The organism is Acidobacteriota bacterium, from assembly GCA_030697165.1.
Lineage (GTDB): Bacteria > Acidobacteriota > Vicinamibacteria > Vicinamibacterales > UBA2999 > 12-FULL-67-14b.
On sequence record JAUYQQ010000016.1, the window covers coordinates 78,285 to 98,603 of the forward strand.

Below are 20,319 nucleotides of genomic sequence, written 5' to 3' on the forward strand. Positions count from 1 at the left end.
CCTATCGGCGCCTGGCCGGGCGTTCCTGCTGCGCCTCGATCGGGATACGCAGCGTCGTGCGCTCACCTTCGCGAAGCACCTCAATCCGCACCGTCGATCCAATCGCGCTGTCGGCGATCAGCCGCACGAACTGCGAGGGGTCGCCAATCACCTGGCCATTGAACGACACGATGATGTCGCCGGGGAGGAGGCCGGCCTTGTAGGCCGCCGAGGCGCGGGCCATCTGGTTCACCACGATGCCGTCGGTTCTCGGCGCGCGCAACTCGTCGGCCAGCCGCGAGGTGAGCGGCATGACCTCGACATAGCCGATCGAGCCGCGGCGGACGCGGCCAAACTTCATCAGGTCGCCGGCGACCCGTCGCACGAGGTTGCTCGGCACGGCGAAGCCAATGCCCTGGTAACCGCCGCTTTGCGAAAAGATCGCGGTGTTGATGCCGACCAGCTCGGCCCGGCTGTTGATCAGCGCGCCGCCCGAGTTGCCCGGGTTGATGGCGGCGTCGGTCTGGATGAAGTCCTCATACTGGGTGATGCCGACGTTGGCGCGGCCGAGCGCGCTCACGATGCCGAGCGTCACGGTCTGGCTGAGTGAGAACGGGCTGCCTACCGCCATCACCCATTCGGCGACCTTCAGCTTCGACGAATCGCCGTAGGGGATTACCGGCAGGGCGGTGACGTCGATCTTGAGCAGGGCCAGGTCGGTCCACGAATCCACGCCGACCACCTTGGCCCGCACGTCGCGGTGTTCGCCCACGGTGACCGTGACTTCCGTGTCGCCTTCGCCGATCACGTGGTGGTTAGTCACGACGTAGCCGTCGGCGGAGATGACCACGCCGGAGCCCAGGCTCGATTGAGCCCGCGGTTGCCCGAACATCTCGCCCTGGTCGCCGAAGAAGTACTGGAAGAACGGGTCGTTCGAAAACGGCGAGGCCTGGCGGCGGCGGCCGATCTGGATCGCCGAGATATTGGTGACGGCCTTGACCGTCTGCGCGGCGACGCGGGTGAAGTCGGGAGCGCCGCCCAGCCCGCTGGCGGCAGGCAGCGCAGGGGCAGGGGCCGGCTGTTCGGCGACCGTGGTCGTGCCCGGCAGGGCGAGCACGGCATCGCGGTCATCGGTCGTGCCCGACAGCACGATCCCGGCCACGACTCCGGCCGACAACACCAACGCCAGTAGCGAGAACCGTTTGATCATGAAACCTGCACGCGCCGCGGCCCGGAGTCGGGCGCCTTCGGCACGGTAATGGTGAGGACGCCGTCGCGCATCTCAGCGGCGATGTTGGCGGTATCGACGGCCTGGGGGAGGACCACGCTGCGGCAGAACTCGCCGTGCCCCCGTTCCACCTGGTGGTATTGCTCGCACGACACGCGCGCGTCGCGCCGGCCCTGCAGCGTCAACTTGCCGTCGCGGATATCGATGCGCACCTGTTCACGGGTCACGCCTGGCAATTCGGCCGTCAACACGAAGGCCTCGGCGGTTTCGCACAGGTCCATGGCGGGGGTCCAGCCCTGAGCCCCGGTCGACAGGCGCTCGAGCCGATGCTGGATGGTGAGCAGATCGCGGAACGGGTCCCAGCGTGCAAACGCCACGATGTCTGGCATCGTAGCACGGTCAGTCGGACTGGCCGGAGCGGTGGTCCCTATGTTAAGCTCGCAAGGTTCTACTAACTGAATACAAAGGCTTTATGGCAGACAACCTTCTCGCGACCCAGCTCCGCAAGGGCATGATCGTCAAGATCGACAACAAGCTCTACCGGATTTTCGATCGGCAGCATGTCACCCCCGGCAACCTCCGCGGCTTCGTGCGCGTCAAGATGCGCAACATCCAGACCGGCTCGATGGCCGAAGAGAAGCTGCGCTCGGAAGACATCGTCGAGCGCGTGTCGCTCGAGCAGAAGGCCATGCAGTACCTCTATAACGACAACCAGGGGTACCATTTCATGGACACGGTCACCTACGATCAGGTCCAGCTGACGGCCGAACTGCTGGGCGATTCGGTGGGCTTCCTGAAGCCCGAGATGAGCATCGAGGTGGAGTTCTACGGCGAGAACCCCATCGGCATCGAGTTGCCGCAGACCGTGGACCTGAAGGTCATTCAGACCATGCCCGCGATCAAGGGCGCGACCGCTACCAACCAGACCAAGCCCGCCACGCTCGAGACCGGCGTTGTCATCCAGGTCCCGCCGTTCATCGGCGAGGGCGACGTGATTCGGATCAACACCGAAACCGGCGAGTACCAGACGAGGGCGTAGGGTCGGTCGCTTCGCGCCCTCCTGCGGCTCGGGGCTTCGGCCCGTCGTAGGGCTCGCTTCGCTTCGTGGGGCCCCACGAGGACCGACGGCCGAGCCCGACGAAGGCCCGAAGGGCCGAGCCCCACCGCGCGCGCAGAAAGCAGCGCGCGGCCCATATAATCACCTCATGGACGTAGTCCGGACCCCTTCCACAGGTTGGATCGAAGTCGTCGTCGGCAGCATGTTCAGCGGCAAGAGCGAAGAGCTGATCCGCCGGCTGCGCCGCGCCGAAATTGCCAGGCAGCGGGTGCAGATTTTCAAGCCCGCGGTCGACACCCGGTACTCCGACGACCACATCGTCTCGCACAGCGAGCTGCGCATTGCGTCCGAGAACGCGCGCAACTCGGCGGATTTGCTGTCGCAGATCAAGCCCGACACCGAAGTCGTCGGGATCGATGAAGGGCAATTCTTCGACGCGGGCCTGCCGGCGGTGGCCACGGAGCTCGCGTCGCGCGGCATCCGCGTGGTGATTGCCGGGCTCGATCAGGATTACCTGGGAAAGCCGTTCGAGCCCATGCCGCAGCTGCTGGCCATTGCCGAGTTCATCACCAAGACCCGCGCCATTTGCATGGTGTGCGGCAATCCCGCCAACCACACGCAGCGCCTGATCCACAGCGAAGACCGCGTGCTGCTCGGCGCGCAGAACATCTACGAGGCGCGGTGCCGCCAGTGCTTCGACCCTACGCTCTCGCGGGCGGACGAGGCGAAGGCCCGGGCCGGGGAGCCCGCCACGAAGGCCGAGGCGCGATGAGCGCCGAGGAGCTTGCCGGCACGTTGCGGCAGGTCCTCGTCGCCCTCGGCGTGCTGTTCGTCATCGTTAATGCTCGGGTTGGCTGGCAACTGCAGTCGTGGTGGCGCCTGCGCCGCGAGGCGGTGCTGGTGTGGCCCGCACCCAAGCCGCCGTTCTTTGCAATCAACCTCGCCATTGGGGTCATGCTCGGCGTGATCCTGCTAGTCACGGCGTATCGCATGCCGCGCGGCTTCGCGTCGCTGTTCGGCTTGACGATGATGTTCACCTACTACGGCTACCTGCTGCCGTTGTCGGTGCGGATCCGGCGCGGGCTGTATCGCGACGGCGTGTGGACCGACAGCGGTTACATGTCGTACCGCGAAATTGGCGGGCTGACCTGGCGAGGGCAGGACACGCTGGTGCTGGCGTCCCGGCAGAAGACCCTGGCTCGGCGGTTGGCGGTTCCCGGACCTCATCTGGGCGAAGTGCGGCGCCTGCTGCGCGAAGAGATTGGCCGTCATACAATCGAGTTCGACGAGGGGCCGGGGCTTCACCTGGGCACCCGCGACACGCGCGAATCCGCGTAGTTGCGTGCAAGAGCCGCGCTTGGGCGACGTGGAAATCTCCGCCTGAAGGCGGAGGCTACATGGACGCAGCATCAGGCCGATAAGAGGAGATAACCATGGCCGCACGTCCTACCTGGAAGGGTTACATCAAGGTCAGCCTCGTGACCATTCCGGTCCGGGTCTATCCAGCCACCGAGTCGAGCGCGACCATTTCGTTCAACCAGCTTCATGCCGAATGCCAGACCAAGATTCAGCAGAAGAAGTGGTGCCCGAAGTGCGAACGCGAGATTACGCAGGCTGAGCTGGTGAAGGGCTACGAGTTCGAGAAGGGCCGCTGGGTGGTGATGGACGAGGAAGACATCGCCAAGGTGAAGACCGAGTCGAGCAAGATCATCAACCTGATGCAGTTCACCGATGCGGACGCGATCGACCCGATGTATGTCGACAAGGCGTACTACCTCGCGCCCGAGGGACCGATGGCCGCCGACGCCTACTCGGTGATGCGCGAAGGCATGCAGGGCAAGGCCGGCATCGGCAAGGTCGCCATTCACGGCCGCGAGTACCTGGTGGCGGTGAAGCCGCACAAGCAGGGCATGGTGATGTACACGCTGCATCACGCCGCCGAGATCCGGACCATCGATCAGATCGACGAACTGCGCGAGGTGCGCGGCAAGGTCAACCCCGCCGAGATGAAGCTGGCGCGCCAGGTGATCGAGAGCATCGAAGGCGACCTCAACCTGTCGGACTACAAGGACGAGTACCAGGAAGGCCTGCGCGCCATCATCGACGCCAAGATCGCGGGCGAGGAGTTCGTGGCACCCGAAGAGAGCGCGCCGCCGAAGGTGGTGGACCTGATGGAGGCCCTGCGCAAGAGCCTCGACCAGGTGAGCAGCGGCAAGAAGAAGACCGCCAAGGCCGATCCGGCCGAGGTGAAGAAGGTTACCAACATCAAGTCGGCGGCCAAGAGTGCCGCCCGGAAACGCAAGGCATCCTAGGAGGATCGATGGCCCGTAAGGCAGTGTGGGGCAGTCACAAGCCCACGAAGAAGTCGAAGAGGAAGGCCGCCTAAGGGCGGCCTTTTTCCGTATGGCATCCCCGGGGTTCACCATTCGGCGGCTGCTCGGCGTGGACGACGCGCAAATCGAAGCGCTGGCGGAGGTACTGATCGACTGTGTCGAGGGCGGCGCGTCGGTCAGCTTCATGCTGCCGTTGTCGCGCGAGCGGGCGGTGGCGTTCTGGCGCGGCGTGGCTCGCGGTGTCTCGGCCGGCCACCGTGCCCTGATCGTGGCCGAAGACGCCGCGGGGATCTGCGGCACCGTGCAGTTGATCTTCGACCTGCCCGAGAACCAGCCGCATCGCGGCGACCTGGCGAAGATGCTGGTGTCGCGGCGCGCCCGCAAGCAGGGGCTGGGAGCAGCACTGGTCCGCGCCGCCGAAGCGACCGCGCGCGAGTGCGGCAAGTCGCTGCTGGTGCTCGACACCGTCACCGGCAGCGATGCCGAACGGCTCTATGTAAAGTTGGGATGGGAGCGGGTTGGCGCGATCCCGCGTTATGCGTTGTGGCCGCAAGGCGGGTTCTGCAGCACGACGGTGTTTTATCGAGACCTGATAGTTGAAAGTTGACGAGCTGGTAGTTGGTAGTTGAAGTTGGAAGTTTCAGTTTCGCTGCAGTGCTGGTTCCAGCACTTGAACACTGACACTGCAACTTTCAACTAAAACTACCAACTTTCAACTTCTCAACTTTCAACTATTTGATGAAGTACCCCAGCAGTCCCATGCCGCTGGCCGTGGGGTCGCTGATCCAGTCGGGCGGCACCAGCCACACGAAGGCGAGGATGGCGATCACCCAGATGTCGTAGGGGAGCGTCGCGCGATCGTCGCGCCAGAAGAAGAAGCGCGCGAACACGCCGGCCGGCATGGGCTTCTTGTTGAGCGCCAGGTAGGTGTAGTGAATCCGGTTGCTGACCGTGATGATCGACAGCACCAGGATCACCCACAGCACGCCCGCCATCCGGTCGGTGAAGGCGCCGATCATGAACAGGACAATGCGCTCGGGCCGCTCCATGAAGCCGACCTTGCATTTCTGGATTAGCGATTCGGCGCGAGCCCGGGCGTAGCTGGTCATGATCGAGAAGATCAGCGCCAGGGTAGCGATGAGCACGTAGCCGTTGCGGCCGTGCTCGGCATACAGCCAGATCAGGCCGGTGAACAGCGCCAGGTCTGAAAAGCGATCGAGCGTCGAGTCCCAGAACGCGCCAAATTCCGACTGCTTGCCGGTAATGTGGGCGACCTTGCCATCGATGAAGTCGAAGATGTTGGCGACAATCATGATCACCCCGGCCAGCACGAACTGGTCGACCGCCAGCGCCCAGGCCGCCACCACGTTGATCAGCACGCCGATCAGGGTCAGGACGTTGGGGTGGATGCCGAGGGCCACGGAGGCCGCGATGATGGCCCGCAGGGGAAACATGCCAACGGCGCCGATCGCGCCTGTGAAGGTCATAATGGAAGGTGGGTTAAGCGTACCCGATGCCTATCCACGATCTCAAGGAACAGATTAGCCGCCTCCCGGAGCAGCCGGGCGTCTACCTGTACTACAACGCCCAGGGCGAAACCATCTATGTCGGCAAGGCGCGGGCCCTGCGCGACCGGACCCGCTCGTACCTCGGCGCCTACGGCAGCAATCCCAAGACCAACGCCCTGCTGGACGAGGTCGCCAGCCTGGAGGTGATCGTCACCGACTCGGTGGTCGAGGCCCTGGCGCTCGAGAACAACCTGATCAAGCAGCGGTCGCCCAAGTTCAACATCCTGCTGCGCGACGACAAGAACTACCCCTACCTGCAACTGACCACCACCGAGGCGTTCCCGCGGGTGCTGGTGGCGCGCTCGGTCGAGCGCGACGGCAACGTTTATGCCGGGCCGTTCCTGCCGGCCAAGTTCGCCCGCCGGACCATGTCGTTGACGCACAAGATCTTCGGCATCCGCTCGTGCAACGAGGTCATTACCGGCCAGCGGCACCGGCCCTGCCTCGAGTACGACATCAAGCGCTGCCTTGCGCCGTGCGTGGCGGCGATTTGTTCGCCAGAGCAGTACACCGTGGCGGTCGCCGACACGCGCCTGTTTCTGGAGGGCCGCAATGAGGAGTTGGCCGAGCAGTTGCGCGCGCGCATGGCCGAGGCGGCGGCCGGCGAGCGGTTTGAAGAGGCGGCCCACCTTCGGGATGCCATGCGCACCGTCCAGACGCTGCAGGAGCGGCAGCAGAAGATGGCGTCGGCGAAGCTGGGCGACCGCGACGTGTTCGGCGTGAAGCTCGGCGCGAAAGGCGCCGTGGTCCAGGTGTTCCTGGTGCGTGGCGGTCGCGTGATCGAACGCGTCGAGTTCGTGACCGACGCACAGGAAGGCGGCGAGACCGAGAGCGCCGTGATCGAGGCGGCGATCCAGCAGTTTTACGGCGACCAGGCGCCGCCGCCCGAGATTCACACGCCGGTGCCGGTCGCCGAGCAGGACGTGCTCGAGGACTGGCTGGCCCAGCAGGCCGGCCGCAAGGTGCGGATCGTGATGCCCCAGCGCGGCGACAAGAAGGGGCTGCTGGAGCTGGCCATGCGCAACGCGGCGCTGGCCTATCGCACCCGCTTTGACGGCAACGCCACGGCCAACTACGAGGCGCTGGAGGTGCTGCAGGCGGCGCTGCGCCTGCCCAAGCTGCCGCGGCGCATCGACTGCTTCGACATCTCCACGATCCAGGGCAGCGACACCGTCGCGTCGATGGTGGTGTGTGAAGAGGGGCGCATGAAGCCGGGGGAGTACCGAAAGTTCAAGATCGGGAGTCGCGAGTCGGGAGTCGGGAGTCGGCGGGAGTCGGTCGGGAAGGGACCTGAGTCGGTCGGGACAGATGCGGTTACGACTCCCGGTTCCCGACTCCCGACTCCCGACAGATTTCTGGACGATTTCGCCGCGATGGAGCAGGTCGTGCGGCGGCGTTACGCGCGCGTGCTGGAGAACGGCGGGCCGTTCCCGGACCTGATCGTGATCGACGGCGGCAAGGGCCAGGTGAATGCTGCTTATGCCGCGCTCGAGACGGTGGGGCTCTCGAACCTGGTGGCCATTGGCCTGGCGAAGAAAGAGGAACTGGTCTTCACGCGCGACAGCCTGGAGCCGCTGGCCCTCGATACCCATGGCGCGGCCTTGCACCTGCTGCAGCGCATCCGCGACGAGGCGCACCGGTTCGCCATCACGTTCCATCGCCAGTCGCGCACGAAGCGGGATCTGCGGTCCGAATTGGATGGCATTCCCGGCATCGGCGTGCGGCGGCGCAAGACGCTGCTGACCACATTCGGCAGCCTGGCCGGTGTGCGCCGGGCCACCCGTGAAGAACTGGCGAGTGTCGTCGACGCCAAGACGGCCGAGGCGGTGATCGCCTACTTCGCGGCGAACCCTTAACCGCGCTCACGGGCACCCGCTCGTTACCGGGAAACCGGACTCTTTCGCAGGCATGCAGGCGTGACCGTGATATCATGCCTGCATGCCTCGCCAACTCACCATCAGAAACGTCCCGGACGACGTCGCACGGCGGCTCGAGCGGATGAGTCGGGAACGCGATGAAAGCCTGAACTCGACCGTCGTCCACATCCTCACGGAGACGGTCGGGGTCGACGCCCGGCGCGCGCGCCTCGAGCGTTATGCGACGTGGACCGCCGAAGACGTGGCGGCCTTCGACGCCGCCCTGGGACCTCAACGAGTCATCGATGCCGACCTCTGGCGTTGATCGCCTCGTCCTCGATACTTCGGCCTACTCACACTTTCGCGGCGGACACGCGCAAGTGTTGGACGCGCTGGCCCGCGCTGAGCGCGTGCTGATTCCGGTGACGGTGCTTGGGGAGTTGGAGGCGGCGTTCGAGTGGGGCAGTCGCGCGCGCGAAAACCGCCGCGCGCTCGAGGACTTCCTCGAGGAGCCATTCGTCGACCTGCTGCCGGTGACGGCCGCCGTCGCCCGGCAGTACGGCCGGGTCTTCGCCGGGCTTCGCCGCGCGGGCACACCGATCCCGGTCAACGACATCTGGATCGCCGCCGTCGTGATTGATTGTGGCGGGACGCTGCTGACGTTCGATCGGGATTTCGATCGCGTCGCGGGACTGGACCACGTGACGCTCAGCGCCGCGCGATAATGGTCCGGTGGCGACTGCCGATCAACCACCAGACCATCCCGGGCTCGAGCTGAGTGCCGCCGAGCGCGAAGCACTGGGCCGCGCCGCGCTGGCCTGGGCGCTCGACTACTTCGAGACCACCGCCGACACGCCCATCTATCCGGCCGTGACCGCCCGCGAGCTGCTGGCCGCGACCGACGAGCCGCTGCCCGAAGCGGGGCAGCCGATCGGCGACGTGATGGATCAATTCGACGCGCTCGCCGTCCTTGGCCGCAAGAACGGCCACCCAAGGATGTTCGGCTACGTCCAGTCGTCAGGGAGCTTTGCCGGTGTCGCGGCCGACTTCCTGGCCTCGGCCCTCAACCAGAACGTCACGTCGTGGCGGTCGGCGCCGTCGGCCACGACTGTGGAGCACCTGGTCATTGACTGGCTCAAGGCCATGGTGGGCTTCGATCCTGAGGGTACTGGCTTATTGCTGAGTGGCGGATCGTTCGCGAACTTTGCTGGTCTTGCCGTGGCGCTGCGCGCCAGCACCACCATCGACATCAACCAGCAGGGCGTGGCGGCGCTGCCTGGACCGCCGCGCATCTACACCTCGGCGATGACGCACATGTCGACGCCGAAGGCCGCCGCCATGCTGGGGCTGGGACGCGACGCGATTGTGCCGATCGCGGTGGATGCCGAGTTCCGCATGGACGCGGCGGCACTCGAGTCACGAATCCGCGCCGACCGCGCCGCCGGCTGCCACCTCGTCTGCGTCGTCGCCAATGCCGGCGATGTGAACACCGGCGCGATCGATCCGCTGGATGCGATTGCCGACGTTTGTGTGCGCACTGGGGTGTGGCTGCATGTCGACGGGTCGTACGGCGGCCTGGCGGCCGGCGCGCCTCGCGCTGGCAGGGCGTTGGCGGCGCTCGGCCGCGCCGACTCGCTGTCGCTCGATCCGCACAAGTGGCTGTTCGCGCCGGTGGACGTCGGCTGCCTGTTGGTGAAGGATGGCCAGCGCCTGCAGCAGGCCTTCGCACAAGGCGCCGCCTACATCGACGTGATCGCCGACGGCGACATGTCGGAGTTCGCGTTCTGGGATCACGGTCCGGAACTGACGCGCCGGTTTCGCGCCCTCAAGATCTGGTTCATCCTGAAGATTCACGGCGCCCACGCCATTCGCGCGGCCATTGACAACAACATCGCGGTGGCCCAGCACCTCGCCGAGCTGATCGACGCGAGCGACGACTTCGAACGCCTCGCGCCGGTCCCGCTGAGCATCGTGTGCTTTCGCTACGTGCCCTCGTCGATGCGGGGCGCCGGCGACCACACGGCCGCCATCAACACCGTCAATCGCGCGCTGATGGTCGAGGTCCAGCGCGACGGTGATTCGTACCTGTCGAACGCCCAGATCGGCGACGCGTTTGCCCTGCGCGCCTGCATTGTCAACTTCCGGACCCGGTTCGAGGATGCGGCCCATCTACTGGACACGATCAGGCGCCTGGCCGCCCGGACGGGCGCCTCCGTGTGATAACCTTTTGAGTTCTGGCCGGCATCGATTTCACCCAAGTCCTCATCCAACTCGCCGTGCTGATCGCCTCGCTGTCGGTACACGAGGCGGCGCACGCCTGGGCCGCGTTTCGACTGGGGGACCGCACCGCTGAGCAGCTCGGCCGGCTGTCGCTGAACCCGGCGGTCCACGTGGACCCGATCGGGACGCTGCTATTTCCGGCCATTGCCATCTTTACGGGCCTGCCGTTGATCGGCTGGGCCAAGCCGGTGCCGGTTGATACCCGTTTCCTGAAGCATCCCAAGCGCGACTTCGCGCTGATCGCCGCCGCCGGGCCGGCCAGCAATATCCTGATGGCGATTGGCGGAGCCGTGCTGCTGGCGATCATCCCGGGTGCGGCCCCAGGCGACATCGCCGGCCGCGCCGTGATGACGCCACTGTTGATGCTCCTGGAGTGGTTCGTGATCATCAACGTCCTGCTGGCCCTGTTCAACCTGGTGCCGGTGCCGCCCCTCGACGGCGGCAATGTCCTGATGGGGGTGTTGCCCCACGCGGGCGCCCGCATCATCGAACAGATGCGGCCGTACGGCTTCATCATTCTGTATGCTTTGATGTTGACCGGCGCCCTGGGCACGCTGCTCGGGCCGGTCGCCTACTTCTTGCTCACGCTCCTGGGTGTACGGTGACGAAGCAACGTGTGTTGTCGGGGATGCGCCCGACCGGAAAACTCCATCTCGGCCACCTCGTGGGCGCGCTCCAGAACTGGGTCGAGCTGCAGGCCAAGTACGACTCGTACCACTGCATCGTCGACTGGCACGCGCTGACGACCAACTACGCCGACACGTCCGACATTGTCGCCAACGGCCTCGATAACGCCGCCGACTGGATCGGGTCGGGCCTCGACCCCGAGAAGAGCACGTTCTTCGTCCAGTCGCTCGTGCCCGAGCACGCCGAACTCTACCTCCTGTTCCAGATGGTCACGCCGATCTCGTGGCTCGAGCGGGTGCCGACCTACAAGGAGCAGATGGAGCAGTTGAGCGAGCGCGACCTGTCGAGCATTGGCTTTCTCGGCTATCCGCTGCTGCAGGCCGCCGACATCGTGGTCTACGACGCGCACTGGGTGCCGGTCGGCGAAGACCAGGTGCCCCACATCGAGCTGACGCGCGAGGTGGTGCGCCGCTTCAATAACTTCTACCCCTCGTCTGCGCTGGTCGAGCCGCAGGCGCTGCTGACGCCGACGCCGCGGCTGCCCGGTCTCGACAACCGGAAGATGAGCAAGAGCTACAACAACACCATCGATCTGTCGGACGATGCCAAGACCGTGCAGGCCAAGGTGCGGCAGATGTACACCGACCCGAAACGCGTGCGCGCCGACATCCCCGGCACCGTCGAGGGCAACCCGGTGTTCATGTACCACGACGCGTTCAACCCGAACGTGGACGAGGTCAACGACCTGAAGGACCGCTACCGCGCCGGCAAGGTCGGCGACGTCGAGGTCAAGACCAAGCTGGCCGCGGCCATCAACACCATGCTCGATCCGATCCGTGAGCGCCGCGCGCAGGCGCTGGCGAGGCCGGGCTACCTTCGCGACGTGCTGATCGACGGCTCGAAGAAGGCCCGGGTGGTGGCGCAGGCAACCATGGACCGCGTGCGTGACGCCGTGAAGTTGAAGTACTAATGGCCGACGATCCCGAGATTCCGCCCGTTCCTCCGGTCGATCCGGAGGCGGCCCCGGCGGCCGAAGAGGTCTTCGAGTCGCAGCTCGACTCGATCCAAATCAAGCTGCAGTCGTTCGAGGGCCCGCTCGACCTGCTGGTGCATCTGATTAAGAAGAATCAGATGAACGTGTATGACATCCAGATCTCGGTCATCACGAAGCAGTACCTCGAGTACCTCAACCTGCTGCAGGAACTCAATCTGGATGTCGCGAGCGACTTCCTGGTGATGGCGGCCACGCTGATCCACATCAAGAGCAAGATGCTGCTGCCACGCCCCGAGACCGCCGCCGGCGATCCGGGCGAGGAAGAGGATCCGCGCGACCTGCTGGTGCGGCGCCTGCTCGAGCACCAGAAGTTCAAGGCCGCGGCCGAGCTGCTGCACGACAAGGAAACGCTGCGCAGCGCGCAGTGGGGCCGGCCCGATTCGCGCCTCGAAGAGATTGCCGGCGACGACTACGAGCCCGAGTTCGAGGTCGACCTGTTCACGCTGCTCTCGGCTTTCAAGCAGGTGCTCGAGCGCGCCCGCGAACGGCCGCCGGTGGTGCTGCCGGGCGAAGAGGTTCCGATCGAGAAGCGCATCGATCAGTTGTTGGAGCGGCTGTCCGAGACCGAGGCCTGCGGCTTCGAAGACCTGTTCGACGATGTCGCGACCCGCGGTGACATGATCGTGACGTTTCTCGCCATGCTCGAGATGATCCGGTTGAAACTGATCCGGGTGTTCCAGGCCGGCGGCGTCGGCGCCATTCGCATCTACAAGCGGGCGCGCCCGGCCGACGCGCCACACCCGAGTCACGACCCCGAAGACGAGTACAAATTGCACCACCCGCCACCGACGCCGAAGGACAACAAGGAATGAGCGACGAGAACCCGAACGACCTTCCGGCCGACGAGGCCGCGGCGGCCGACGCGCCGGCCGAGGAGACGCCGCTCGAGGCCACGGCCGTGGACGAGGCGCCGGCCGAGGACCCCAAGCCGCGCATGGAGCTGTCGCAGCTCAAGGCGGTGATCGAGGCGCTGGTCTTCGCGTCGCCAGACCCGCTGACGCCGCGCATGCTGAACCGGCTGCTGAACGACGAGCCGAAAGAAGACGTGCAGGCGGCGCTCAAGGCGGTGCAGGCCGACTACGTCGAGCGCGGCGGCCTGCACATGGCCGAAGTGGCCGGCGGCTTCCAGATCACCACGCGACCCGAGTACCACGAATGGGTCCGCCGCCTGTTCCACGAGCGCTCGTCGAACAAGCTGTCGGCGGCCTCGCTCGAGACGCTGTCGGTGATCGCCTACAAGCAGCCGGTGACGGCGGCGGAGATTGGCGAGATTCGCAGCGTCAATACCTCGGGCGTGTTGTCAACGCTGCTCGAACGCCACCTGATCAAGATCGTCGGCCGCAAGAATGTGATCGGCCGGCCGTTTCTCTATGGCACCACCAAGGAGTTCCTGATTCGCTTCGGCCTGAACGACCTCAACGATCTGCCGAAGATCGAGGACATGGCGCAGCAGCTGGGCTTCGATGCCCCGGCGGTGTTGATGGAACGCCCGATCCCGGAAGAGATGTTGCCGCTCGAAGAAGGGGACGTTCCTGACGATCAGCCCGAGTAACCGGCGCGTCTGAAGACCCGCCTTCTACAAGAGCAGCGCGTCGACTCGATGCGCGTGCACGAGTTGCTCGTGCGGTGACCACTTGAAGATCGTGAAGCGGCCGTCCTGGGACGCCACGAGCGCCGTGGCGTCGCGCTGATCGTGCACGAACTGCGCCGCCGACAGGTGGCGCGTCCCTCCCAATTGCGCCGGCGTGGTTCGAATCGGCGTGCTGCCCTCGACCGGTTCGGTGACGTTGACGTGCTCGACCTGGGTGCTGCTCTTGCGGCGCGTGATCTTCGCGCCGAAGGCCAGGACCTCGTAGCGATCGGTGATGAGCGTGGCGCCGTCAACGGCGGTGAGCCCGGCAATGGCGTCGACCGCCCGCTTCAGGTCATCGGGGTCGGGCGACGTGACCCGCATCAACCCCGCCAGTTCCGAGAACGGCGGGTCGAGCAGGTAGGGCAGAGGCGTGACCACCGATTCGAGCCAGGTGCTTGAATCGGCCGGGACGACGAGCAGCGCGCCGCCGCGGCCGTGCTGCCGCATCGAGGCGGCCAGTTGCACGAGCACCGCCGTCACCCCGGCCGCGACCGGCCGGTCAACAGCGCCGATCAGCGTCGTGAGCAGGGGGGGGCAGTCGGGGATAATCTTGCCGCCGCGCTCGTCAACAATCTTGATCTGATCGCCCTCGAGCACCGCGACGTTCGCAAATTTGCCGAATGGCTCGCTGCGGTGCTTCACCACCAACAAGCCCGAGGCGACGACCTCGACGACCAGGCAGAACGCCGGGACGTCGCGGGTCGTGCCCCACACGTGAAAGCCGTGGGCCGATCGCCACACGCCCAGGTGAATGCCGGGCCGCTCGACCGCCGGGGCGACCTTGGCCAGCATGGCCGGCCCAAGCGGCAACTGCGAGTGAAATACCAGCGGATGACGCGCCTGATCGGTCGGTAACAACGCCAGCGAGATGCGCGGCGTCTGGCCTTCCTCGCGCCGCAGACTGGCCCAGAAGGCGGCGTCGATCAGCGCCTCGATCGCATCCTGGCCCGGCACCTCGGCCAGGGCCACGCCCTGCTGGGCGCTGGCGGCGGCAATGTGACGCGTGAAGTGCGCGTTGACGGCAGCCGCGACGGCATGTGCGGCGGGGTAGGTAGGCTGCGCCATTAACTGTTAACTGTAAGTTGTCAGTTGACGAGTTGGTAGTTGAAAGTTGAAGTTGAAAGTTCTAGTGTCAGTGTCAGTTTCAGTTTCAGTTTCAGTGGGGATGGTTCAGCACTGAAACTGAAACTACTAACTTCAACTACCAACTTTCAACTGTTCAACTTTCAACTCTTTCCTACAGCGGGTAAGTGAGCGTGAGGCCCAGCAGAGTGACCAGTATCACCACCACCGGCGTCAGCGCCAGGAACACGACGAACGTGTAGCCCATCACATCCCTCGCCCGCAGGCCGAGCATGCCGAGAATGGGCAACATCCAGAATGGCTGTAACAGATTGGCGAGGGCCTCGCCGAGGTCGTAAGCGACCACGACCCACCCCAGGTGCACCTTCAGTTCGTGGGCTGCGGCCATGACGTACGGCGCTTCGATGATCCACTTGGACCCGCCCGAGGGCACGAACACGCCCAGCACCGCCGAATACATCGCCACCACCGCCGGAAACGTGGTGGCGTTCGAAATGCCGACGAACAGCGCCGCCAACTGCTGGCTCAGGTGCGTGCCGGTGATGACGCCGGCAATGCCGGCATAGAAGGGGAACTGCAACAGCACGCCCCAGACGGCGGGCGTGGCCGCCTGCACGGCGTGCATCAGCCTGGCCGGCGTGCGGTGCAGCAGGATGCCGAGCAGCAGGAACGTGAGGTTGACGACATCGATGGTGATGGCGTTGATGGCATCGGGTGCCCGCATGAAGTAGCGCACCAGGTAGGTGCCGCCGAGCGCGACGACAAAGATCGGCAAGATGGCCGAATGCTCGAGCCACGCGCCGGGCGTCATACCGCGCGGATCGGGCGCCGGGGGCTCGCGGTCGTTGAGGTCAATGCCCAGGTCGCTCGCGGTGCGGGCGCGATTGGCCGGTGGCGTCGCCAGCCACATGACCAGCGTGACGACCACGATCTCGACCAGCACCGAGACCAGGCTTTGCCACAGAAAAATGGTGTGGGTGAACGAAATCAGCCCGCCGGGCAGGATGCCGCCATCGACGATGTCGCGAATTTGCGGCTGCAGCGCACCGGGCGTCGCCATCTGCAGCGCGGCGGAACCGCTCAGCCCCTGCGCCCAAATGCTGCCGAGGCCCAGGAAGCTGGCCGCGGCCAGCGCGCGATAGTCGACGCGCGGCACCCGCCGGGCCACTTCGCGGGCGAGCACGGCGCTGAAGATCAGCGAGAAGCCCCAGTTGAACCACGAACTGACCATCGCGAAGAAGGTGACCAGCGCGACCGCGCCTCGCGGCGTGGACGGCCAGGCGGCGATCGCGCGAATCACGGCGCCGACCGGTGCTGACGTGGCCAGCACGTGCCCGGTGATGATGATCAGCGCCATCTGCATGGTGAACGGGATGAGAGCCCAGAATCCCGTGCCCCAGGCATCGACGACCTGCGCCGCGGAGGCGGGGGTCCAGGCGAGCGCCGCGACCACGACGATCACGGTCGCCACCAGGGCAAAGATGAAGGCGTCCGGAATCCATCGTTCGGTCCAGGCGGTCAGGGCAAGCGCGGCCCGGCCAACGGCGCCAGGCCGTTCGGGCGTGGCCGCGGCCCGCGGGGGCGATGAGGGCATGTGGGGGGAACCTTAACACTGGTCTGCGGTCCGGCAAATTCCGGCCGAGCGGCCCGCGATCGCGAGCGAGTTCTGCAACCGCACCGACGGTTTTGGTGGTTCGTCTGGACGGGCACGACCGCAACCGCCCGATTTACGTCCGTGCGGCCTTGGCAACGAACCTGCAACACTCCCCAAAGACATGGGGACTACCGTCGTCAGGTATGCACGCTATGGCGCGATTGTCGCGTGGATTGTGGCCGGTGGCTGGATGGTCAACGCCACGGGCGGCCAGGTGCGCGCGCTGTGGATGGTGCTGCCGATGCCGCCGGAACTCGCCCAGGACTTTACGGTCCGCAACGCGACCGACGATGAGGGCCGCCGCACCTCATTCCGCATCCTCCTGTTCAGCGACGAGTTCCGATGGCGCATGAACTCCTTCGATGCCGTGGAGCACGGCTCGGCGCGACCGCACTTCACCGATGCAATGAAGGCGGTGCTCAACAGCGCCAGCGAGATCATCTGCGTCGGCGCGAGTTCCGAGGAGATTCCGGCCGGCGTGTCGTTCGCGGCCGGCCGGAAGCTGGAAGAGCGGCGGGCGGCGCTGCGTGCCGAGAAGAGTGCCGTCTGGGTTCGCCAGGTGTTGCGGAACCCGATTCCGGTGCGCAAGCTGAATGTGGGCCATCACTCGCCGACCGACGGTGAGGACACCTCGGATCAACGCCGCCTGGTCATCATCCTGGTGCTCGATCAGGACGACGGCGCCGACATCGACCAGGCGTTGCGCGCCGCCATGGCGGGCGAGAGCGTCCGCGCCCCAATCTTCGAGTCGCTGTTGACCAAGTACTCGCTGGGCTCTGCGTCCTCCTTCACCTGGGTGCCCTGACCATGAGCAGACTTCTCGACATGATGCGTGATGTTCCGCCCGACCTCGCTGCGGCGTGGGGCGGGTGGCTGGCGGTGGGATTGCTGTTGATGCTGTGGCACCTGCGAGCACGGGTTCGAGAGCAGGAGTACGCCCTGCAGCGCGCCCTGGCGCGGTCTCGTCCCAAGTCGGGCTTACGCACGGCGCGGCCGGTCAAGGCGACACCGGTCGATGCGTTTGGAGAGTTGGAGGCCTTGCTCGAACCGGGTCCCGGGTCGGGCAGCATCAGCCGCCGCCCAGGCGACTGAGTCGCCGCCCTTGGCGACTAGGTCGCCGCCCTTGGCGACTAAGTCGCCGCCCTTGGTGCCTGGATCGCCGCGAGCAACATCGAGACCTGCGCGGGATCGGCCGGCTTGACCAGGTGATGGTTGAAGCCGGCCTCCTTCGATCGCCGGCGGTCCTCGGCTTGCCCCCACCCGGTGAGAGCGACGAGCACCACTTCACGGCCCCACGGCTGTGCGCGGATGCGCCGCGCCGTTTCGTGGCCGTCGAGGGTCGGCATGCCGAGGTCCAGGAAGACCACCTCGGGTCGAAAGTCGGCCGCGGCGGCCAGGGCGGCCTCGCCGTCGTTCGCCACGCGCGTCTCGTGTCCGCTCATGGCGAGCAGCACGGCCAGCGACTCGGCGGCATCCGCATTGTCGTCGACGACCAGGATCCGGCGGCCGATCGGCCGTTCGGCGCCTGCGCCTGAATCCTCGGCCGGCAAGCGGACCTCGCTGACGGTCATGGCGGGAATCCGCACCGTGAACTCGGTCCCATGGCCCAGGCCGGCACTGGCGACTGCCACGGTGCCGCCGTGCATCTCGACGATGCGCTTGACGATGAACAGGCCAATGCCCAGGCCGCCGCGCGAGCGCCCGCCCGTGCGATCGGCCTGGCGGAACATGTCGAACACCCGGGGCAGCATCTCCGGGTGAATGCCGACGCCGCCATCGCGCACGCGGACCACGGCGCAGTCATTCTCCCGCACCACGCTGACGTCGATCGGTTGGCCCGGCTCGCTGTACTTGGCGCTGTTGTTGATCAGGTTCGCAAACACCTGCGCCAGTCGCGTGCGATCGGCGTTGACGTAGATCGGCGCGGCCGGCGGCGTCACCTGCAGCCGCTGTCCGCCCCGCGTGACGACCGGCATGGCCGTTTCGACGGCATCGGTGATGGCGCTGGCGAGATCGATCGGCCCGGGCCGCATCTCGACTTTCCCGGTGGTGATGCGCGCGACGTCGAGCAGGTCGTCGACCAGCCTGACCATTTGGGCCACCTGCCGCTCCATGATCTCGCGCGCCTGCGTCGCGATCGTGGCATCGTGGCGGGCCCCCCGCAGGATGTGCAGCCCCGAGCTGATCGGCGCCAGCGGGTTTCTCAGTTCGTGCGCCAGCGTGGCGATGAAGTCGTCCTTGCGGCGGTCGGCCTCGCGTAGCGCCTCAACGGAGTGCTTCTGGTCGGTAATGTCGATGCCGAGGCCGTGCAGCATTTGCGGCCGGCCATTGGCGCCGTAGGTCGCCTTGCCGCGCGCTTCCATCCATCGCCATTCCCCGGTTGCGGCGTGCTTGAAGCGGAACTCCACCGTGTAGTCCTGGCGCGCGTTCAGGGCCTGCTCGATCACCGCCGGCAGCCGCTCCCGGTCCTCGGGCGAGACCAGTTCGAACAGTCGCGACAGCTGGTAGTCCTGGTCCGCCGGCGACAGCCCGAAAATGGCCGCCAGTTCGGGGCTCCACCACACCGTGTTCAGGGTCAGGTCGCGGGTCCATGCGCCCATCTTGCCGGCCTGCATCGCCAGGGCCAGCACGTCGTGGTTCTCGCGCAGCCGCGCCACCGCGCGTGCGCCTTCCACCGCGAACAGCGCGCGCTCGGCGACCTGCTCAATCAGTTCGGCATCGGGTTGCGCCCAGGGCCTGGGCTGGCCATCAGCCACCACCATCACCGCCACGAGCCGCTGTTGCCGCAGCAGCGGCACGCACACCACCGATGCAATCTGCATCTGCGCGTAAGCCTGGTGCGCGGCCGGCGTGTCGGTGAGCGGGTCCGTGAACACGTCGGCGATGGCCACCGTGCGCCCGGCCTTCAACTCGCCCGCCAGCCGCGGGCCAAACACCTCGATCGGGTAGCGGCCGGCCACGGTTGGCACGCCGTTGGTGTAGCCCCGCGTGATCTCGATCACGTTCGACTCCAGATCGACTTCCCCAAAGGCGCAGCGCGTGACGTCAAAGTGCAGGCCGACGCGAGTCACGATTTCGCGCATGACCATACCCGGATCGCTCAGGCCGCGGGTCGCGTCGTGGACATCGACCAGTAAGCGGTGCGCCGTCTCGCTGTGCTGCAGGCGGACCGCGGCGGCGTTGCGCGCAGTGACATCACGAGCGGTCTTCGAGGCGCCGATGATTCGGCCGTGGCGATCGTGCACGGGGGAGATGGTCACCGCGATCTCGCGCCGTTCGCCTGACTTGGTCACGCGCACCACCTCGAGTTGCTCGACCCGCTGGCCACTGCGGATGCGCTCGAGGATCTCAAGCTCTTGCTCCCGCTGGTCGTCAGGCACCAGCATCATGATCGATTGCCCGATCGCCTCGGCGGCGCTGTAGCCAAACAGCTGCTCGGCCCCCTTGTTCCACGACGTGATCCGGCCCTCGAGGGTCTTGCTGACAATGGCGTCGTCAGACGATGCGACGATGGCGGCAAGCAGCGACTGCGCCTCGACCTTGTGTTCGAGCGCGAGGTTGGCGGTCGACAGATCGTGCTGGCCGGATTCAAGCCGCCTCAGCGCGGAGCGCATGGTCTCGCCGAGCACGATGATCGAGGCGCACGACGCCAGGTAGACGATGAGGGTGGCCAGTTCCGGAAATGCCGCACGCGTCAGGATCGTGCCGGGAATCAGGATCGTGTCGATAATCAGGAATCCCAACACCGACGTCAGCAGGGCCGGGCCCCAACCTCCATACCAGACCGAGAACGCGATCGCGGCGAACATGGTCGCGAGCGGGAACGCCGGACCGATGAGGGGCGTGAGCGCCACGCGCAACAGCACCGCGAGGGCGATGGCGGCTACGGCCACCGCGTAGCGGCGAAAGGGGGAACCGTTGAGAACGGGTGTCACAGTCGAGGTTGGCTCGGTGAGCGCTCCATCCG

General features: G+C 66.2%; 21 protein-coding genes. 15 read left to right on the forward strand and 6 right to left on the reverse strand.

Going from position 1 to position 20,319, the window contains the following annotated elements:
* Position 1: 1 nt before the first annotated feature.
* Positions 2-1,189 (reverse strand): trypsin-like peptidase domain-containing protein, encoded by a 1,188-nt coding sequence (locus Q8T13_16470; GenBank protein MDP3719357.1) that lies wholly within the window; start codon positions 1,187-1,189, stop codon positions 2-4.
* The gene (locus Q8T13_16475; GenBank protein ID MDP3719358.1) at positions 1,186-1,584 is read right to left on the reverse strand and encodes an Hsp20/alpha crystallin family protein; all 399 of its coding nucleotides are present in this window, start codon (positions 1,582-1,584) and stop codon (positions 1,186-1,188) included. The genes Q8T13_16470 and Q8T13_16475 overlap by 4 nt, the downstream gene beginning before the upstream one ends.
* 95 nt (positions 1,585-1,679) lie before the next feature.
* Here Q8T13_16475 and efp point away from each other — a divergent pair, with 95 nt between their 5' ends.
* The 5 genes from efp (at position 1,680) to Q8T13_16500 (ending at position 5,204) form a co-directional block, all read left to right on the forward strand.
* Positions 1,680-2,246: an elongation factor P gene (efp, locus tag Q8T13_16480; protein MDP3719359.1), complete on the forward strand. Its 567-nt coding sequence runs from the start codon at positions 1,680-1,682 to the stop codon at positions 2,244-2,246.
* A 166-nt stretch (positions 2,247-2,412) separates the two neighbouring features.
* Positions 2,413-3,036, forward strand: coding sequence for a thymidine kinase (locus Q8T13_16485; protein ID MDP3719360.1), 624 nt, complete (start codon positions 2,413-2,415; stop codon positions 3,034-3,036).
* Positions 3,033-3,602 carry a hypothetical protein gene (locus tag Q8T13_16490; GenBank protein ID MDP3719361.1) on the forward strand — a complete coding sequence of 190 codons (570 nt, stop codon included), beginning with the start codon at positions 3,033-3,035 and terminating at the stop codon, positions 3,600-3,602. Before Q8T13_16485 ends, Q8T13_16490 begins: the two co-directional genes overlap by 4 nt.
* Positions 3,603-3,697: 95 nt before the next feature.
* Positions 3,698-4,576: a Ku protein gene (locus Q8T13_16495; GenBank protein MDP3719362.1), complete on the forward strand. Its 879-nt coding sequence runs from the start codon at positions 3,698-3,700 to the stop codon at positions 4,574-4,576.
* 91 nt (positions 4,577-4,667) lie between these two features.
* Complete coding sequence (locus tag Q8T13_16500; protein MDP3719363.1) at positions 4,668-5,204, forward strand: GNAT family N-acetyltransferase; 537 nt, start codon at positions 4,668-4,670, stop codon at positions 5,202-5,204.
* A 124-nt stretch (positions 5,205-5,328) separates the two neighbouring features.
* Here the strand turns inward: Q8T13_16500 and Q8T13_16505 are convergent, their stop codons facing one another.
* On the reverse strand, positions 5,329-6,084 hold the full coding sequence (locus tag Q8T13_16505; GenBank protein ID MDP3719364.1) for a CDP-alcohol phosphatidyltransferase family protein: 756 nt from the start codon (positions 6,082-6,084) through the stop codon (positions 5,329-5,331).
* A gap of 26 nt (positions 6,085-6,110) precedes the next feature.
* Here Q8T13_16505 and uvrC point away from each other — a divergent pair, with 26 nt between their 5' ends.
* From uvrC to scpB, 8 genes are all read left to right on the forward strand, one after another.
* Positions 6,111-8,021 (forward strand): excinuclease ABC subunit UvrC, encoded by a 1,911-nt coding sequence (uvrC, locus tag Q8T13_16510; GenBank protein MDP3719365.1) that lies wholly within the window; start codon positions 6,111-6,113, stop codon positions 8,019-8,021.
* Between the two features lie 82 nt (positions 8,022-8,103).
* Positions 8,104-8,346: a hypothetical protein gene (locus tag Q8T13_16515; GenBank protein ID MDP3719366.1), complete on the forward strand. Its 243-nt coding sequence runs from the start codon at positions 8,104-8,106 to the stop codon at positions 8,344-8,346.
* The gene (locus Q8T13_16520; protein ID MDP3719367.1) at positions 8,327-8,746 is read left to right on the forward strand and encodes a type II toxin-antitoxin system VapC family toxin; all 420 of its coding nucleotides are present in this window, start codon (positions 8,327-8,329) and stop codon (positions 8,744-8,746) included. The genes Q8T13_16515 and Q8T13_16520 overlap by 20 nt, the downstream gene beginning before the upstream one ends.
* 7 nt (positions 8,747-8,753) lie before the next feature.
* Positions 8,754-10,241 carry a pyridoxal-dependent decarboxylase gene (locus tag Q8T13_16525; protein MDP3719368.1) on the forward strand — a complete coding sequence of 496 codons (1,488 nt, stop codon included), beginning with the start codon at positions 8,754-8,756 and terminating at the stop codon, positions 10,239-10,241.
* Positions 10,242-10,297: 56 nt separating this feature from the next.
* Entirely contained in the window at positions 10,298-10,906 is a 609-nt protein-coding gene (locus Q8T13_16530) for a site-2 protease family protein (GenBank protein MDP3719369.1), read from the forward strand.
* Positions 10,903-11,898 carry a tryptophan--tRNA ligase gene (gene trpS / locus Q8T13_16535; protein MDP3719370.1) on the forward strand — a complete coding sequence of 332 codons (996 nt, stop codon included), beginning with the start codon at positions 10,903-10,905 and terminating at the stop codon, positions 11,896-11,898. The genes Q8T13_16530 and trpS overlap by 4 nt, the downstream gene beginning before the upstream one ends.
* Complete coding sequence (locus Q8T13_16540) at positions 11,898-12,794, forward strand: segregation/condensation protein A (protein ID MDP3719371.1); 897 nt, start codon at positions 11,898-11,900, stop codon at positions 12,792-12,794. Before trpS ends, Q8T13_16540 begins: the two co-directional genes overlap by 1 nt.
* A complete protein-coding gene (gene scpB, locus Q8T13_16545) occupies positions 12,791-13,534 on the forward strand; it encodes an SMC-Scp complex subunit ScpB (protein MDP3719372.1) in 744 nt (247 codons plus the stop codon). The genes Q8T13_16540 and scpB overlap by 4 nt, the downstream gene beginning before the upstream one ends.
* A 24-nt stretch (positions 13,535-13,558) precedes the next feature.
* Here scpB and Q8T13_16550 read toward each other — a convergent pair whose 3' ends face one another.
* Both Q8T13_16550 and Q8T13_16555 read right to left on the reverse strand, forming a co-directional pair.
* The gene (locus tag Q8T13_16550) at positions 13,559-14,680 is read right to left on the reverse strand and encodes a hypothetical protein (protein MDP3719373.1); all 1,122 of its coding nucleotides are present in this window, start codon (positions 14,678-14,680) and stop codon (positions 13,559-13,561) included.
* A gap of 172 nt (positions 14,681-14,852) precedes the next feature.
* Positions 14,853-16,292, reverse strand: coding sequence for a TIGR00366 family protein (locus Q8T13_16555; protein MDP3719374.1), 1,440 nt, complete (start codon positions 16,290-16,292; stop codon positions 14,853-14,855).
* A 181-nt stretch (positions 16,293-16,473) separates the two neighbouring features.
* Between Q8T13_16555 and Q8T13_16560 the strand changes: the two genes are divergently transcribed.
* Positions 16,474-17,157 (forward strand): hypothetical protein, encoded by a 684-nt coding sequence (locus Q8T13_16560; protein ID MDP3719375.1) that lies wholly within the window; start codon positions 16,474-16,476, stop codon positions 17,155-17,157.
* Between the two features lie 2 nt (positions 17,158-17,159).
* Positions 17,160-17,444: a hypothetical protein gene (locus Q8T13_16565; GenBank protein MDP3719376.1), complete on the forward strand. Its 285-nt coding sequence runs from the start codon at positions 17,160-17,162 to the stop codon at positions 17,442-17,444.
* A 38-nt stretch (positions 17,445-17,482) separates the two neighbouring features.
* Here the strand turns inward: Q8T13_16565 and Q8T13_16570 are convergent, their stop codons facing one another.
* A complete protein-coding gene (locus tag Q8T13_16570; GenBank protein ID MDP3719377.1) occupies positions 17,483-20,287 on the reverse strand; it encodes a PAS domain S-box protein in 2,805 nt (934 codons plus the stop codon).
* Between the last annotated feature and the right edge of the window lie 32 nt (positions 20,288-20,319).

Excerpts from the sequence above, each read along its gene's own strand:
- Q8T13_16470 (MDP3719357.1), bottom strand. The coding sequence starts at position 1,189 with ATGATCAAACGGTTCTCGCTACTGGCGTTGGTGTTGTCGGCCGGAGTC.
- efp (MDP3719359.1), top strand. The coding sequence starts at position 1,680 with ATGGCAGACAACCTTCTCGCGACCCAGCTCCGCAAGGGCATGATCGTC.
- Q8T13_16485 (MDP3719360.1), top strand. The coding sequence starts at position 2,413 with ATGGACGTAGTCCGGACCCCTTCCACAGGTTGGATCGAAGTCGTCGTC.
- Q8T13_16490 (MDP3719361.1), top strand. The coding sequence starts at position 3,033 with ATGAGCGCCGAGGAGCTTGCCGGCACGTTGCGGCAGGTCCTCGTCGCC.
- Q8T13_16495 (MDP3719362.1), top strand. The coding sequence starts at position 3,698 with ATGGCCGCACGTCCTACCTGGAAGGGTTACATCAAGGTCAGCCTCGTG.
- Q8T13_16500 (MDP3719363.1), top strand. The coding sequence starts at position 4,668 with ATGGCATCCCCGGGGTTCACCATTCGGCGGCTGCTCGGCGTGGACGAC.
- Q8T13_16505 (MDP3719364.1), bottom strand. The coding sequence starts at position 6,084 with ATGACCTTCACAGGCGCGATCGGCGCCGTTGGCATGTTTCCCCTGCGG.
- uvrC (MDP3719365.1), top strand. The coding sequence starts at position 6,111 with ATGCCTATCCACGATCTCAAGGAACAGATTAGCCGCCTCCCGGAGCAG.
- Q8T13_16515 (MDP3719366.1), top strand. The coding sequence starts at position 8,104 with ATGCCTCGCCAACTCACCATCAGAAACGTCCCGGACGACGTCGCACGG.
- Q8T13_16520 (MDP3719367.1), top strand. The coding sequence starts at position 8,327 with ATGCCGACCTCTGGCGTTGATCGCCTCGTCCTCGATACTTCGGCCTAC.
- Q8T13_16540 (MDP3719371.1), top strand. The coding sequence starts at position 11,898 with ATGGCCGACGATCCCGAGATTCCGCCCGTTCCTCCGGTCGATCCGGAG.
- scpB (MDP3719372.1), top strand. The coding sequence starts at position 12,791 with ATGAGCGACGAGAACCCGAACGACCTTCCGGCCGACGAGGCCGCGGCG.
- Q8T13_16550 (MDP3719373.1), bottom strand. The coding sequence starts at position 14,680 with ATGGCGCAGCCTACCTACCCCGCCGCACATGCCGTCGCGGCTGCCGTC.
- Q8T13_16555 (MDP3719374.1), bottom strand. The coding sequence starts at position 16,292 with ATGCCCTCATCGCCCCCGCGGGCCGCGGCCACGCCCGAACGGCCTGGC.
- Q8T13_16560 (MDP3719375.1), top strand. The coding sequence starts at position 16,474 with ATGGGGACTACCGTCGTCAGGTATGCACGCTATGGCGCGATTGTCGCG.
- Q8T13_16565 (MDP3719376.1), top strand. The coding sequence starts at position 17,160 with ATGAGCAGACTTCTCGACATGATGCGTGATGTTCCGCCCGACCTCGCT.